Raw genomic sequence first — 13,864 nt, forward strand, 5'->3', positions numbered from 1 at the left:
TGATCGCGGCTGTCACACTTGAGGGTGTGGCCGCCGAAGACGTGAGGGTCGGCTCCCGGTTCGTGATCCCGGGAGCCGAGTTGAGCGAGCGCTTTTCGCGGTCCTCCGGCCCGGGCGGCCAGGGCGTCAACACCACGGACTCGCGGGTCGAGCTGTCCTTCGACGTCGCCGCGTCGCCGTCGATCCCGGAGCACCTGCGTGACCGGGTGCTGGCCGGGCTCGGCTCGCGGCTGGTCGACGGCGTCCTGACGATCGCGGCGAGCGAACACCGCTCCCAGCTGCAGAACCGGGAGGCGGCACGCGGCCGGCTGGCGAACCTGCTGCTCGACGCGTCGGCCCCGCCGCCCGCCAAACGGCGCCCGACGAAGCCGTCACGCGGTTCGAAAGAGCGCCGTCTGGCGTCGAAGAAGCGCCGGAGCGACGTGAAACGAGGCCGCTCCGGCCGCTTCGACGACTAGCTCAGCGAGAGGTGCACGCACTCGCCCGCCGGCCGGTAGCCGACGCCGGCGTAGACCCGGCCGATCCCCAGGTCACCCGGGGTCAGGAACGCCGTGTGCGCGCCGGCCTCGTGAGCCTCGCGGGTGAGGCGCGCCGTGAGCGCGGCGGCGATCCCGCGGCCGCGGTACGCCTCGAGCACGCCGATCCCGGCGATCTCGGTGGTGCCGTCGACCACTTCGAGCGCGACCCCACCGCCGACGACCACGCCGCCGACCTCCGCGAGGAGGTGCCGGCCGATGGTCTTCAGCCGTTCGACCTCTTCGTCGCCGATCTCGGGCGCTTCGCCGAACGCGATGTTCTGCGCCGACCGCATGCGCCGGATGTCTTCGTCGGATTCCGGGGCGCGCAGCCGGATCCCCGCCGGCGCCGCCCGGCCGACGAGGTCGGCTGGCTCACAGGTCATCAACGGCACCCGCCGCTCGAGCCCGTACCCCGCTTCGACCAGGACGTTTTCCAGGTCGGGAGCGACGTCGGTGAAGTACTCGAGCCGCGGGAGCAGGTCCCGCCGCCGGTACGCCTCGGTCAGGGCGTCGATCTCGGCCGCCGTCGGCTTCGCGCCGTCGTCGGGGATCGCGTAGTTGAGCATCGGGTGCGCCGTGCCCGGCGAGTAGGTGGCGAGGAACGGGCCGACCTGCTCGGTCTCCCGGCCGCGGGGCGCCGTCTTGCGGACATACGTCTGGATGGCAGACATTCGAGCCTTTCGAGAGCACGTCAAGGAAACGCTTGCGGGTGCTTCGCCGGGCGTCGGGCGGTCGTTCCTTGACTCGAAGGGGCTCTTCCCGGCCATCTTGGCATGGCCCGCAACCGGGTTTACTGGCGTTCCGGGTGCGCGATGGCGGCGTAGCGCGTGTCCCAGACCGACCGCGGGACCCGCATGGTGCGCGTCGGGGTTTCGCAGATCGTCCGCCGCTGCGCCGGGATCGCCACCGGGACGGGCGGGGCGTCGAGCGCGCACCAGCCGCGGCGGCTCAACGCGGCGCCGAGCGTCGCGCCCGCCGTGTTCAGCAGGACGTCGTCGGTCGAGGTCACCCGGCCGTTGTGGATCAGATATTGCGTACCTTCCACCAGCACGGACACGGCCATCGCGGCGAGCGCGACGCGCACCAGCGTGCGCAGGCGGCGGACGCGCAGGGGCAGGAGGGCGCCGAGCGGGCAGAGCAGGAGGACGTTGCCGATCACCTGCCAGAACGAACCGTCGTCGTCGAAGGCCGCCGTGATGTCGGCGCCGGGGACGAGGTCGAGCGTGCTCTCCGTAGAGGTGCCGACGGGCATCGTGACCAGGCAGAACACCAGAAAGCCGAGCAGGGCGGCGGCGCTGTCGACGCCGGCCGTCGCGGTCGCGTAGCGGGCGGGAAGTCTTCGGCGGCGCCGGGCCGCGAGCAGGAGCCAGCCGAGCAGCGCGTACGGCAGAGCGATGGCCGAAATCGGAATCATCCCCCAGAAGGCGCGCAGCAGGGCTTCCATGCGCCTCCCTTCTCGAACCCCTCAAGATCATCGGTGCGCGATGAAACGGCCCCTCCCAAGATCACCTTCGCATCGCAAGATCAACTCGGCAGTCCGAGCGGGGCGCACTATTCGGTGATCTTTCCGGTGGCGCGACGGGGCTTTCCGTGGTTCGGTCGAGAGGCGCACTGTCCACTGTGGATGCTGTGGACAACCCTGTGGATGACTTCGGGGGCTTCGTGAAGAACCCTTACTTCACAACGTAAAACGGCGCGGGGGCCCTGTGTACTACTCGGCCAGCTGCCGGGCTTGCTCGAGGAGGCTCTGCAGGTGCAGGCCGCGCCGGACGTCGCAGGGGTGCGTCGTGGTGCCGCTGGCGATCATCGCCGCGAAGTCGTCGAGCAGCGCGGTGTAGGACTCCTGCGCCGAGCCCGGTTTGCGGCCGAGCGTCCGGTAGCCGTGCTGGCCCCAGACGGCCACCTCGACCACGGTCGGCTGAACCGGGAGCCGCAGCGAGAGCGTCGCGGTGCTGATCACGCCACCTTCGTGGGCCAGCATCAGGTGCCAGAGGTCGCCGGGGCTCTGCCGCGCGGCCACGACCTCGGTGATCGGGCCGAGCGCGGCGTCCAGCATGTCCAGCGCGTGCGGGCCGATGTCGAACAGGGCGCCGCCGTCGTCCTGGCGCCACTCGGACGCCGCGTACTTGCCGCCCAGCAGCGCGCCGGACAGCCAGCGCGCACCGCCGCCGGCCCAGCCGCCCGCCTGGGCGAGGTCGGCGAGCCAGTCCTGCGTCTGGGCGGAGTACCGCAGCGTCAGCATGACGAGGGCGGCGACGTCGGCGGCCGAAACGGCGTCGGCCAGCCGTCGCGCCCCGGCCAGGTCGGCGGCGATCGGCTTCTCCAGGATCAGGTGCTTCCCGGCCTCGGCGGCGCGCACGCCCAGCTCGGCCTGGATCGACGGCGGAACGGCGAACGCGACCGCGTCCACCTGCTCGAACAGCTCCTCGACGCTGCCGGCGGTGGCCGCGCAGTGCGCTTCCGCAAGCGTTTGCGCCGCCTCGGGCCGCCGGGCCCAGACGGCGGTCAGCGCCGTGCCGGGGTGGTCCGCCAGGCCGGGCGCGTGCACCGTCGTCGCCCACGGGCCGGCGCCGATCAGGCCGACGCGCAGCTGTCCGTCCGCGATGAGCTGTCCCACGGCCCGCAGTCTAGGTGTGTCGCTCGTCGCGCCGGAACCGCGGCGGCTTCTGGCTAAAGTGCCAGCATGATCGCCGCGCGCTTCGCCCGTTTCGCCACCGTCTCCGCCCTGTTGCTGGGCGCCTGCCTCACCGGCGCCGCACCCGCCTCGGCGACCGGCACGGACGGGTCGTGCGGCGAGGGCGTCGGCGTCACGGTGGTCGTCGACTTCGGCGACCTGGGCCCGCAGCCGCTGGTCCGGTGCGCGGCCGGCACGCCCGCGAACGGCATCGCGGCCCTGCAGGACGCCGGGATCGAGGTCGCCGGCTCGCAGAAGTACGGCCTGGCCGTCGCCTGCCGGATCAACGGCAAGCCCGGGCCCGACGTCGAGTCGTGCGCGGGGATGCCGTCGGCCACAGCGTACTGGAGCTATTGGCACGCGTCGCCGGGCGGCACGTGGCAGTCGAGCCAGGAAGGCGCCCAGACCGCGAAGCCCGTCGCGAACGGCTTCGAGGGCTGGGCGTTCGCGCGGCCGAAGTCGGCGAACGACCTGCCGGCGCCGCCTCGCGTGGCCCCGGTGCGTCAGGCCGCCTCGCCCGCACCCGCGCCCGCTGACCAGGGCAGTTCGTTCCCGTGGGGCCTGGTGATCGGGATCGTCGTGGTCGTGCTGGTCGCCGGCGCAGGAATCGTCGTCGCGCGTCGCCGGCGTGCGCAGTAGGGCCCTGCACCCCGGCGCCTGGTGGGTGTGGGCGCTCGCGCTGGCCGTCGCCGCCAGCCGGACGACGAACCCGCTGCTGCTCGGCCTGATCATCGCCGTCGCTGGGTTCGTCGTCGCGAGCCGGCGTAGTGACGCGCCCTGGGCGCTGGCGTTCCGGCTGTACGCCTACGTCGGCGCGGTGATCGTCGTGACGCGCGTGCTGTTCCGGATCCTGGTCGGCGGCGAGGACGGCGGGCACGTGCTGGTCACGCTGCCGCGGATCACCCTGACCGCCGGGCTGTCGCTGCTCGGGCCGACGTCGGCGGAGGCGCTGCTCGGCGGCTTCTACGACGGCCTCCGGCTCGCGACGATGGTCGTCTGCGTCGGGGCGGCGAACGCCCTGGCGAACCCGAAACGTCTGCTCAAGGCGGTCCCGGGAGCGCTGTACGAAGTCGGCACGGCGGTCACGGTGGCCCTGACGGTGGCGCCGCAGCTCGTCGAAAGCGTGCACCGCGTGCGGCGGGCCCGGCGGTTGCGTGCCGGGCGAACTCGCGGGGTGCGGGCGGTCAAGGGCATCGTGGTGCCGGTGCTGGAGGACGCGATGGAGCGGTCGCTGCGGCTGGCGGCCGCGATGGACTCCCGGGGCTACGGGCGCCGGGCGTATCTGAGCCCTGGGGTGCGGGCGCTGATCGCCTCGTGTGTCCTGTTCGGGCTGGTGGGGGTGTGCGTCGGCGTCTACGGCGTGCTCGACGGGACGTCGTCGTGGCGTGGCCTGCCGCTGCTGGCGCTCGGGCTGCTGGTGGCCGTCGCGGGGTTCGTCCTCGGCGGGCGGCGCGTGCGGCGGACGGCGTACCGGCCCGATCCGTGGCGGTGGCCCGAAACGCTGGTCGCGCTCTCCGGGGCCGGGGCGTGCGCGTTGCTGTTCGTGTCCGCACGGGTCGATCCGGGGAACCTCTACCCGTCGCTGAGTCCGTTGCGCTGGCCGGAGGTTTCCTTGGTGCACGTGGTGTCCCTGCTCGTCGCGGCCGTGCCGGCGTTCGTGGCGCCTTCTTCGTCGGGGGTGTTCCGGTGATCGAGTTCTCGCGGGTCACGGTGACCTACCCGGACGCGGCTCGGCCGGTGCTCTCCGACGTCTCGCTGCAGGTCGAGGAGGGTGAGCTGTGCCTGGTCGCGGGGCCGACCGGGGCCGGCAAGTCGACTTTTCTCGGCGCGATCAACGGGCTCGTCCCGCACTTCACCGGCGGGCGGCTGGCCGGGCGGGTGCTGGTCGACGGGCTCGACACCGCATCGCACCCGCCGCGCGAGCTGGCTTCGGTCGTCGGCGTCGTCGGCCAGGACCCGCTGGCCGGGTTCGTGACGGACACCGTCGAGGAGGAGCTCGCGTACGCGATGGAGCAGCTCGCGGTGCCGCCGGACGTCATGCGCAAGCGCGTCGAAGAAACCCTCGACCTGCTGGGGATCGCCGAGCTGCGCGACCGTCCACTTCGGACGCTGTCGGGCGGGCAGCAGCAGCGCGTCGCGATCGGTTCGGTGCTGACCGCCCACCCGTCCGTCGTGGTGCTCGACGAACCGACGTCGGCACTGGACCCGACGGCGGCCGAGGACGTCCTCGCGGCGATCACCCGGCTGGTGCACGACCTCGGGACGACGGTCGTCGTCGCGGAGCACCGCATGGAGCGCGTGGCGCAGTACGCAGACCGGCTGCTGTACCTGCCGGGCGACGGTTCGGTGCGCTCCGGCCCGCCCGCGGAGATCCTGGCGACGTCTTCGATCGCCCCGCCGATCGCCGAGCTCGGACGGCTCGCGGGCTGGTCGCCGCTGCCGTTGTCGGTGCGGGACGCGCGCCGGGTCGCGGGGCCGCTGCGGTCTCGGCTGCAGCCTCTTTCCCCGAAATTGTCGGTGGTGGGTCGTACTCTCTCGGTGACCAGTTCGGCACTGGACGTGAGAGGGGTGGTGGTCCGGTACGGAGATGTCCTGGCGGTGCGCGGGGTGGACCTGCGCGTCGGACCGGGGGAAATAGTCGCGCTGATGGGACGCAACGGCTCCGGCAAGTCGTCGCTTCTCTGGGCGGTGCAGGGCAGCGGCCCGAGGTCGGCGGGGAAGGTCGACGTCGGCGGCGAGGATCCTGCGTCGCTCAAGCCACGAGTGGCCCGTCGGCGCGTGGGGCTGGTCCCGCAGACCCCGGCCGACCTGCTGTACCTCGATTCGGTGGACGCCGAGTGCGCCCAGGCCGACACCGAATCCGAGGTCCCGGCAGGGACGGCCCGGGCCCTGCTGGACCGCCTGGCCCCCGGGATCGCCGGTGAAGCGCACCCCGGCGACCTCTCGGAAGGGCAGCGACTGGCGGTGGTGCTGGCGATCCAGCTGGCGTCGGCCCCACCGGTGGTGCTGCTCGACGAGCCGACGCGCGGCCTGGACTACCACGCGAAACGGCGCTTCGCGTCGGTCCTGCGAGAGCTGGCCTCGCAGGACCACGCGATAGTGCTGGCGACCCACGACGTCGAGTTCGTCGCCACGGTGGCCCACCGCGTGGTGGTGCTGGCCGAGGGCGAGGTGGTGGCGGACGGCCCGACGAAGGAGGTGATCGTCGCATCACCGGCGTTCGCCCCGCAGGTGGCGAAGATCCTGGCCCCGCAGCAATGGCTGACGGTGGACGAGGTCGCGGAGGCCCTGGCATGAGAACGGCGGAGGCGGCGGGAGGGTGGGGGCGGGCGGGAAGCCAAGGCCTGCCCCGACCGACCACACGGCCGGTTGGCCGGCGCCTCGGCACGCCCCGTGGCGAGGGCCGGAGCGGCGAGCTGCGTGGCGAGTGCTCGCCCGGCGCCGGTTCCCGGCGGCTCGTGCTCGACCCGGCTCGGCGCGCCGCCGCACCGGGAGCGGCCGCATGACCGACTTCCTCGGCCCGCCGCCCCGCGCCGTCCGCTTGGCGCCGCGGCCCGCGCTCGTCCTCGCCGCCGCCACCGTTCTCGGCTTGGCCATGTTCTGCTGGCCGCTGTTCGCGCGCCCGCAGCCGAGCGTGTCCGCGCACAGCACCGACGCGCCCTTTGTCTTCATGGCGACGCTGCCGATCCTGATCCTGGTCGTCCTGGCCGAGCTGTCCCGCGGCGGCATCGACGCCAAAGCACTCGCCCTGCTCGGGGTGCTCTCGGCGGTCAACGCCGGGCTGCGGCCGCTCGGGGCCGGGACCGGCGGTATCGAGCTGGTGTTCTTCCTGCTCGTGCTCGCCGGGCGGGTGTTCGGGCCCGGCTTCGGGTTCGTGCTCGGTTCGACTTCGCTCTTCACCAGCGCGCTGCTCACCGCCGGGGTGGGGCCGTGGCTGCCGTTCCAGATGCTTGCGTCGTCGCTCATCGGGCTCGGTGCCGGGCTGCTGCCGCGGAAGCCGCGCGGCAAAGCCGAGGTCGCCATGCTCGTGGCCTACGGCGTCTTCGCGGCCTACTTCTTCGGGCTGCTGATGAGCCTGTGGTCGTGGCCGTTCCTCGCCGGCACGACCACCGACCTCAGCTTCGTGCCCGGCGCGCCCCTTACCGAAAATCTCCACCGGTTCGCGGTGTACACCGTGCTGACGTCGACCCTCGGCTGGGACACCGGGCGGGCGATCACCAACGCCGTCGCCATCGTCGTGCTCGGGCCGGCCGTCCTGGCTGTCCTGCGGCGCGCCGCGAGGCGGGCGGCCTTCGACGCGCCCGTCAGGTTCGAGCAGGCTCAGCTGTAGGAGTAGAAGCCCCGGCCGGTCTTCTTGCCGAGCAGGCCCGCGTCCACCATGCGCAGCAGCAGCGGCGGCGACGAGTACAGCGGCTCCTTGAACTCCGCGTACATCGAGTCCGCGATGGCCTTGATGGTGTCCAGCCCGATCAGGTCGGACAGGCGCAGCGGGCCCATCGGGTGGGCGGTGCCCAGCTCCATGCCGCGGTCGATGTCCTCGGCCGAGGCGAAGCCCGACTCGATCATCCGGATCGCCGAAAGCAGGTACGGCACCAGCAGCGAGTTCACGATGAACCCGGCGCGGTCCTGCGAGCGGATCACGGTCTTGCCCAGCGCGTTCGTCGCGTGCTCTTCCGCGCGGCGGGCGGTCTCCTCGCTGGTCAGCAGCGAGGGCACCAGCTCCACCAGAGGCAGCACGGGCACCGGGTTGAAGAAGTGGATGCCGACCACCTGCTGCGGCCGGCTCGTCGCCATGCCGAGCTTCATGATCGGGATCGACGACGTGTTGGACGCGAACAGCGCGTCCTCCGCCTCGACGATCTTGTCCAGCTGGCGGAAGACGTCGACCTTCGCCTGCTCCTGCTCGAGGATCGCCTCGACGACCAGTTCGCGGTCGGCGAACTCGGCGATGTCGGTGGTGAAGCGGAGGCGGTTCAGGGCCGCGTCGGCGTCCTCCGAGGAGAGCTTGCCGCTCTTCACGCCGCGTTGCAGCGACTTCTCGATGCGCGCCTTGCCCGCGTCGAGCGCCGGCTGGTTCACCTCGGTGACCAGGACGTCGACACCTGCCCGCGCGTGCACCTCGGCGATGCCGGACCCCATCAGGCCCGCTCCGACGACTCCAACCCGACTTACCACCGGCTCACTCCTTCATCGCTTCGCAGGCCCGTTCTTGGGCAGCACGCAGCGCGCGAGGGCGGTCGCCAGGTTGTGCCCGGCTCGCCCTCGCGCGGTTACGCGTGCTCAACGACGGTACTCGTCGTACCCGTCGTCGTACGGGTCTTGATCTTCGCTGTCGGACTCCTCGTAATGACTGCTGGAGGAGTTACTCGACAGCTCGCGCTGCAAAGCATCGAAGTCGGTCTCGTGCGAGCTGTACTTGAGCTCACGCGCCACCTTCGTCTGCTTGGCCTTAGCCCGGCCGCGCCCCATGGCTCGACCCCCTCGCACAGGGGCGGGGCGGCCGGGGGAATCGGCGGCCCCGCATCGTCTCGACAATTCTTTCCTGCTCACACCGTACCGTGTCCGGGGGGTTGGATGCGACGTGGCACGGTGTGCCGGTGGTGACAGTGTCGGCCGGACACCGGTTACCGGCCGGTCGGTGGCGATCGGCGCAGGTAGGCGTGCCACGATCTACTGGTGCTCCGTCCCTTCGTGGCCTACCTGCGGGTGTACGAACCCCTGCTCGCCCTGGGCGACCCGCCGGACGAACGGCTGCGTGCGGCCGTCGCGGCGGCCAAGCTGCGGCGGACGGACGCGGGCGCGCGCGAGCAGGCCATGTGGCTCAAGTCACAGGTCGCCGCGCCGAGGCGGTTGCTGCCCGCCGAGCTCGCCGACGGCCGGGCCGCGCCGAGCCTGCTGACCGACGTCCTGGTCCTCGACCCCGAAGACGTGCCGGACGGCAAGGCCGGGCACGGGCCGTTCGTCTGCCCGCTGGAACTCCGGGCCCGTTCGGCCGCCGCGCTGGTCACCTTCATCGGGGACGCGCACCCGGCGCTGAAGAACGTCGTCCTCGACGAGGGCGGCTTCACGCAGGAGACGATCCGCGCCCGGACGAAGTCGGCGATGGCGGACCTGAGCACTTCGGCGGCGCACACGCTTTCGACGGCCTGGACCGTCCCGCTGCCGTGGTTCGTGCTGGTCGAGCCGGACGAGCGGCGGCTGGTGCTGGGCAGCGGCCGCGACGACCCGAAGCGCGAGCTCTCCTGGCGGACGACCCTCGCCGACGCGCAGCACCGCGCGCGCGAGGCGGGCGAACTGCTGGAGCAGACGTTCGGCGACTCCGGCCCGGGCCGCGTGCTGTACGAGACGCGGCGCTGGCTGGACAACTTCCACGCGGACTCGGTGGTCGAACTCGACTACGGCGGTCTGGTGCAGTTGTTCGCGGACCCGATCCTGGAGTCCGACAACACGGCCGACGAGGTCCACGACATCCTGGACGCGTTGCGCTCGGGCAACGTCGAGGAGCTGGCCGAGCTGTTCAGCGACCTGCGCGAGTTCTGGGGAGACCTCGCCGCCCGCGAACGCTCGAACTGACGGTCGCGGCCCCGAAACCGTCGGTGCCCACCAGTAGCGTGGACATCGGGGGCTGCTCAGCCGCGCAGCTGAGCAGCCCGCACCTCTCCGACGGCCCGGCCGCCGCCCAGCACCGAACCGTGCGCCAGCGAGTCCAGGCCCGACACGTCCGCGCCGAGGTACCGCAGCGCCTCGACGGCCAGCGGTGCGCACGCCCGCTTGTTGCCGTCGTCGATCTTCATCGCCACGGCGAAACCGTCCGGCAGGGCGAACGCGTGGACGCCCTCCGCGCCGCCCTTGGCGACCAGACCGTCCACGGTGGACATCAGCTCCGTGTCCTCGCGGCCCGTCCCCGCGACCAGCCACGGGTGGGCGCGCATCGCCGAGGCGACCGCCGATGCCGGGCCGGTCGGCGCCAGGGCCACCCGGCCGAACGCGCGGGCCAGCGCCGTCAGGGAGAACGCGAACAGCGGTGCGCCGCAGCCGTCGACACCCGTGTGGGCGATCGGCTCGCCCGTCAGCTCCTCGACCGCGGCCGCGATCGCCTGCTGCAACGGGTGGTCCGGGGCCTCGTAACCGGCCGTCGGCCAGCCGGCTCGGACGCACGTCGTGAGCATGGCCGTGTGCTTGCCCGAGCAGTTCATCATCACGCGCCGGGGCTCGGCGGCGTCGCGCATGCTCGGCACGTGCAGCGGGAAGTCCGGCGGGCACGCTAGGTCGTCTTCGCCCAGTCCGGCCGCGGCCAGCAGCTCGAGGACCCGCTTGACGTGCCCGGGCTCGCCGGAGTGCGACGCGCACGCCAGCGCCAGGTCCTCGCCCGTGAAGTCCAGGCCCGCGCGCAGCATCCCGATGGCCTGCAGCGGCTTGTTCGACGAGCGCGGGAAGACCGGCGATGTCACGTCGCCGAGGGCCAGCCGGGCTTCTCCTTCGGGGCCGGTGACCACGAGCGCGCCGCGGTGGACGCTTTCCACGAACCCGGAGCGGACGACTTCGGCGAGGACGGGGTTGGTCACTCGCCGGTCCTGCCCTCGTTCTCCAGCAGCTCGTCCACAGTGGCCGAACCCTGCTGGTAGCGCTTCGCGATCTCCGCGTTGAGCGTGTCCATCACGCCCTGGACCTCGCGCCGGAAGGACGACACCGACAGCTCCTCGCTGGCGTAGGTGTCCAAAGCGGAGGCGAGCTTCTCGTCCGTCAGGGTCTCGACGTCGGTGAGGTCGGTGTCGCCGATCAGGGCTTCCGCGTGCCGGCGGTGCTCGCCGGCGCGGGACGGCTCCAGCTGCTGGTGCCGTCCCGAGCCCGCGGCCGGGCCCAGCGCGTTGTCGGCGAGGATGGTGGCCAGCTGGTCGACGATGCTCGACTCGCCGCCGGAGCTGCGGCGCGCCTGTTCGGCGCGGACGATGTCGATCCGGGCGTGGAGCAGCCGCCGCAGGTAGGAGAGGTCGGTCTCCTCCTGCGCGGCTTCGTCGCGCCGCTCGCGCAGCACCTTCAGCGGCAGTTCACCCAGGCCGCTGAGGTACCCCGGGCCGAGCACGCGGTCGATTCGCCGCCTGCCGCCGGGCCGCACTTCGATCACAGCGCAGTTTATCCCGGTTGAGCGTGATCCCGCTGTCAGGGGCTTTCGTTCAGCCACGAAGTTGCGCCGCTGCCGCACGGCCGGGTGCGGGCTGCTCCGAAGGGACGGAATCGGGGTCGATCGCCGCCTGCACGAGGTTGTCCTCCGAACCGGCCAGCAGCTCCGCGCCCACCGGCGTCGAACGCTTGACCAGCGCCAACGCGATCGGCCCGAGCTCGTGGTGCTGGATCACCGTGCCGATCCGGCCCACGGTGCGGCCGTCGAGCAGCAGCGGGTCGCCGGTTTCCGGCGTGACCTCGGGTGAGCCGTCCAGGTGGAGCAGCAGCAGGTTGCGCGGCGGACGGCCGACGTTGTGCACCTTCGACACCGTCTCCTGGCCTCGGTAACAGCCCTTCGCGACGTGCGCGGCCGAGCCGACCCAGCCGACCTCGTGCGGGATCGTGCGCTCGTCGGTGTCGACGCCCAGCCGCGGCCGGAGGGACTCGACGCGCAGGGCGTCGAAGACCCAGCTGCCGGCCGCCCGGGCGCCCGCGTCGGTGAGCCGCTTCCACCACTCGACCAGCGCCGGTCGCGGCACCGCCAGGTCGACGCTGGTCCGGCCGGGCCACGGCATCCGGCGCGCGAAACCGCCACCGGGCAGCGCCGCGACCGCGTACGGTTCCGGGCCGACCTCGGCGCCGACCGCGCTCAGCACGCGCTCGGCGTCCGGGCCGAGCACGGTGAGCAGCGCGAACTCGCCGGTCGCGTCGCGGATGTCCACCTTGGACCAGAACTTCATGGCTTCGAGGTACTCGAGCAGCGTCTGGGGGCCGCCCTTGGGCAGCGCGCTGGTGACGCTCGTGCCCGGGTCGGTGTCCAGGTGGACGGTGCCGTCGAGGTGGGCGACCACCATGTGCGTCTCGACGCGGCCCTGGCTGTCGAGCACCAGCGCCTCGGTGCCGGTGCCCTCGGCGAGCTGGGTGACGTGCTGGGAGATCACCAGGTGCAGCCACGAAAGCCGCTCTTCGCCGGTGACGGTGAGGAACTCGCGGTGCGACCGGTCGATCACGACGACGCCGCGCGACGCCGTGCGCTGCTCCGCGAAGGGGTCTCCCCAGTGCCAGGGGACGCCGGCTTCGGGGTGGTCGTCAGGGGCGGGGATCGATCCGGGCACGTCCAGCAGCGGCGAGCGGTACGGCATACCGCCCAGCCTAGGTGAGTACGGTGGCGGCATGCGCGTGCTCGTCCTCCTCGACGGAACCCCGGCCGACCCCGATGCCGCCCAGATCAAGGTCGACGACCTCGGTCTGCTGCGCGGCGACGGCGTCTTCGAGACGATCCTGGTCGTCGACGGCAGGCCCCGCGAACTGCGGCCGCACCTCGAACGGCTGGCCCGCTCGGCGGCCATGCTCGACCTGCCCGAGCCCGACCTCGCGGCGTGGGAACGCGTCGTCGAGCAGGTGCTCGAACGGTGGACCGGCGGGCGTGAAATGACGCTGAAACTGGTGTACACCAGGGGTTCCGACGGCGACCCGGCCGCGGTGCCGACCGGGTTCGCGCTCGGGTCCGAGGTGCCGCGGTCGATCTTGACGGCCCGCGAAGAGGGCGTCGCCGCGATCACCCTCGAGCGTGGGTTCCCGCCGGACCTCGCCGAGCGCGCGCCCTGGCTGCTGCTCGGGGCGAAGCCGTTGTCGTACGCGATGAACATGGCCGCGGTGCGCGAGGCGGGCCGCCGCGGGGCCGACGATGTGATTTTCACCGCCGCCGACGGTTCGGTGTTCGAAGGGCCGACGTCGACCGTGGTGCTGGCGAAGGGGCGGACGCTCTACACGCCGCCGTCGAACGTCGGCATCCTGCCCGGCACCACCCAGGCCGCGCTCTTCCGCGGCGCCGAGAAGGCGGGCTGGGCGGTCAAGGTCGAGCCGCTGACCGTGCCGGACCTCACCGGGGGTGACGGCGTCTTCATGGCCTCGAGCGTGCGCAAGCTGACCCGGGTGCACACGCTGGACGGCGAGCGGCTGCCGGACTCGTCCGCCGTCTACGCCGAGCTGGTGGCCGCTTACGAGGCCGAGTACGCCTGACCGAGGCTGATCCGGACGACGGCGGGCGCGACTTCTTCGGCCTGGTAGGCCGCGATCTTGTGGTGGCCGTCGATGATCAGCTCGCGGTCGCCGTCGGCCAGCAGGACCGCGACCGGGCGGTGGCCGGTGCGGATCGCGGTCCGGTAGTAGCCGACGCGGGCTTCGTCGGACGGCGGCCAGGTGCCGGTCGGGGTGAGCACCTGCTCGTCGGGCAGCCGTTCCGGGCCGCTGACGCGGTAGTCGCCGTCGACGAGCAGGTCGAGCACCGGGCCGAGCGTGGTGGCCAGCGGGCGGCGCAGCTGACCGGTGGCGAGCGCGATCCGCAGCGACTGCGGCAGCTCCGCCCGCACTCGCGAGTTCACGTCGAGGAAACCCGTGCCACCGCTGATCGTCACCTGTTCCACGCCTATCAGGACGGGCGACGGCGCGACATGGTTCCAGCCCCTACCCGGAAGGGTGCACCGCGTGACCGCGGTCTCACTCTCGT

General features: G+C 72.4%; 16 protein-coding genes. 7 read left to right on the plus strand and 9 right to left on the minus strand.

Going from position 1 to position 13,864, the window contains the following annotated elements; all coding sequences use genetic code 11:
- Positions 1 to 41 precede the first annotated feature (41 nt).
- Positions 42 to 458 carry an alternative ribosome rescue aminoacyl-tRNA hydrolase ArfB gene (gene arfB, locus ACYVLJ_RS11275; protein WP_451969903.1) on the plus strand — a complete coding sequence of 139 codons (417 nt, stop codon included), beginning with the start codon at positions 42 to 44 and terminating at the stop codon, positions 456 to 458.
- On the opposite strand, the gene ACYVLJ_RS11280 is transcribed toward arfB, so the two are convergent.
- The 3 genes from ACYVLJ_RS11280 to ACYVLJ_RS11290 all read right to left on the minus strand — a co-directional run bounded on the left by ACYVLJ_RS11280 (position 455) and on the right by ACYVLJ_RS11290 (position 3,135).
- Positions 455 to 1,189: a GNAT family N-acetyltransferase gene (locus tag ACYVLJ_RS11280; RefSeq protein WP_460438542.1), complete on the minus strand. Its 735-nt coding sequence runs from the start codon at positions 1,187 to 1,189 to the stop codon at positions 455 to 457. The genes arfB and ACYVLJ_RS11280 overlap by 4 nt on opposite strands.
- Positions 1,190 to 1,308: 119 nt before the next feature.
- A complete protein-coding gene (locus ACYVLJ_RS11285; protein ID WP_451969645.1) occupies positions 1,309 to 1,962 on the minus strand; it encodes a VanZ family protein in 654 nt (217 codons plus the stop codon).
- Between the two features lie 267 nt (positions 1,963 to 2,229).
- Positions 2,230 to 3,135 (minus strand): Gfo/Idh/MocA family protein, encoded by a 906-nt coding sequence (locus tag ACYVLJ_RS11290; protein ID WP_460438543.1) that lies wholly within the window; start codon positions 3,133 to 3,135, stop codon positions 2,230 to 2,232.
- Between the two features lie 66 nt (positions 3,136 to 3,201).
- Here ACYVLJ_RS11290 and ACYVLJ_RS11295 point away from each other — a divergent pair, with 66 nt between their 5' ends.
- The 4 genes from ACYVLJ_RS11295 to ACYVLJ_RS11310 all read left to right on the plus strand — a co-directional run bounded on the left by ACYVLJ_RS11295 (position 3,202) and on the right by ACYVLJ_RS11310 (position 7,522).
- Positions 3,202 to 3,831 (plus strand): hypothetical protein, encoded by a 630-nt coding sequence (locus ACYVLJ_RS11295; protein ID WP_460438544.1) that lies wholly within the window; start codon positions 3,202 to 3,204, stop codon positions 3,829 to 3,831.
- Entirely contained in the window at positions 3,821 to 4,882 is a 1,062-nt protein-coding gene (locus tag ACYVLJ_RS11300) for an energy-coupling factor transporter transmembrane component T family protein (RefSeq protein ID WP_460438545.1), read from the plus strand. Before ACYVLJ_RS11295 ends, ACYVLJ_RS11300 begins: the two co-directional genes overlap by 11 nt.
- Positions 4,879 to 6,489, plus strand: a complete 1,611-nt coding sequence (locus ACYVLJ_RS11305; RefSeq protein ID WP_460438546.1) for an ABC transporter ATP-binding protein — start codon at positions 4,879 to 4,881, stop codon at positions 6,487 to 6,489. The genes ACYVLJ_RS11300 and ACYVLJ_RS11305 overlap by 4 nt, the downstream gene beginning before the upstream one ends.
- A gap of 205 nt (positions 6,490 to 6,694) precedes the next feature.
- Positions 6,695 to 7,522, plus strand: coding sequence for an ECF transporter S component family protein (locus ACYVLJ_RS11310; protein WP_460438547.1), 828 nt, complete (start codon positions 6,695 to 6,697; stop codon positions 7,520 to 7,522).
- Here ACYVLJ_RS11310 and ACYVLJ_RS11315 read toward each other — a convergent pair.
- Positions 7,513 to 8,367, minus strand: a complete 855-nt coding sequence (locus ACYVLJ_RS11315) for a 3-hydroxybutyryl-CoA dehydrogenase (protein ID WP_451969634.1) — start codon at positions 8,365 to 8,367, stop codon at positions 7,513 to 7,515. The two genes, ACYVLJ_RS11310 and ACYVLJ_RS11315, sit on opposite strands and share 10 nt — an antisense overlap.
- 105 nt (positions 8,368 to 8,472) lie before the next feature.
- Positions 8,473 to 8,661, minus strand: a complete 189-nt coding sequence (locus tag ACYVLJ_RS11320) for a DUF3073 domain-containing protein (RefSeq protein ID WP_086684206.1) — start codon at positions 8,659 to 8,661, stop codon at positions 8,473 to 8,475.
- Positions 8,662 to 8,868: 207 nt separating this feature from the next.
- Here ACYVLJ_RS11320 and ACYVLJ_RS11325 point away from each other — a divergent pair, with 207 nt between their 5' ends.
- Positions 8,869 to 9,765, plus strand: a complete 897-nt coding sequence (locus ACYVLJ_RS11325; RefSeq protein ID WP_460438548.1) for a hypothetical protein — start codon at positions 8,869 to 8,871, stop codon at positions 9,763 to 9,765.
- Positions 9,766 to 9,821: 56 nt separating this feature from the next.
- Here ACYVLJ_RS11325 and ACYVLJ_RS11330 read toward each other — a convergent pair whose 3' ends face one another.
- Genes ACYVLJ_RS11330 through ygfZ form a run of 3 tightly spaced genes read right to left on the minus strand, consistent with a single transcriptional unit; the run spans position 9,822 to position 12,497 of the window.
- The gene (locus ACYVLJ_RS11330; protein ID WP_460438549.1) at positions 9,822 to 10,757 is read right to left on the minus strand and encodes an asparaginase; all 936 of its coding nucleotides are present in this window, start codon (positions 10,755 to 10,757) and stop codon (positions 9,822 to 9,824) included.
- On the minus strand, positions 10,754 to 11,317 hold the full coding sequence (locus tag ACYVLJ_RS11335) for an RsiG family protein (RefSeq protein WP_451969627.1): 564 nt from the start codon (positions 11,315 to 11,317) through the stop codon (positions 10,754 to 10,756). The genes ACYVLJ_RS11330 and ACYVLJ_RS11335 overlap by 4 nt, the downstream gene beginning before the upstream one ends.
- A gap of 49 nt (positions 11,318 to 11,366) precedes the next feature.
- Positions 11,367 to 12,497, minus strand: coding sequence for a CAF17-like 4Fe-4S cluster assembly/insertion protein YgfZ (gene ygfZ, locus ACYVLJ_RS11340; RefSeq protein ID WP_460438550.1), 1,131 nt, complete (start codon positions 12,495 to 12,497; stop codon positions 11,367 to 11,369).
- A 31-nt stretch (positions 12,498 to 12,528) separates the two neighbouring features.
- Between ygfZ and ACYVLJ_RS11345 the strand changes: the two genes are divergently transcribed.
- Positions 12,529 to 13,377, plus strand: coding sequence for an aminodeoxychorismate lyase (locus tag ACYVLJ_RS11345; protein ID WP_451969623.1), 849 nt, complete (start codon positions 12,529 to 12,531; stop codon positions 13,375 to 13,377).
- On the opposite strand, the gene ACYVLJ_RS11350 is transcribed toward ACYVLJ_RS11345, so the two are convergent.
- Positions 13,356 to 13,781, minus strand: a complete 426-nt coding sequence (locus ACYVLJ_RS11350) for a hypothetical protein (RefSeq protein ID WP_460438551.1) — start codon at positions 13,779 to 13,781, stop codon at positions 13,356 to 13,358. The two genes, ACYVLJ_RS11345 and ACYVLJ_RS11350, sit on opposite strands and share 22 nt — an antisense overlap.
- Positions 13,782 to 13,864 lie beyond the last annotated feature (83 nt).

This window comes from Amycolatopsis stemonae (assembly GCF_054781455.1).

Coding starts and splice junctions, on each gene's coding strand:
- ACYVLJ_RS11285 (WP_451969645.1), bottom strand. CDS start 1,962: ATGGAAGCCCTGCTGCGCGCCTTCTGGGGGATGATTCCGATTTCGGCC.
- ACYVLJ_RS11320 (WP_086684206.1), bottom strand. CDS start 8,661: ATGGGGCGCGGCCGGGCTAAGGCCAAGCAGACGAAGGTGGCGCGTGAG.
- ACYVLJ_RS11295 (WP_460438544.1), top strand. CDS start 3,202: ATGATCGCCGCGCGCTTCGCCCGTTTCGCCACCGTCTCCGCCCTGTTG.
- ACYVLJ_RS11345 (WP_451969623.1), top strand. CDS start 12,529: ATGCGCGTGCTCGTCCTCCTCGACGGAACCCCGGCCGACCCCGATGCC.
- ygfZ (WP_460438550.1), bottom strand. CDS start 12,497: ATGCCGTACCGCTCGCCGCTGCTGGACGTGCCCGGATCGATCCCCGCC.
- ACYVLJ_RS11310 (WP_460438547.1), top strand. CDS start 6,695: ATGACCGACTTCCTCGGCCCGCCGCCCCGCGCCGTCCGCTTGGCGCCG.
- ACYVLJ_RS11280 (WP_460438542.1), bottom strand. CDS start 1,189: ATGTCTGCCATCCAGACGTATGTCCGCAAGACGGCGCCCCGCGGCCGG.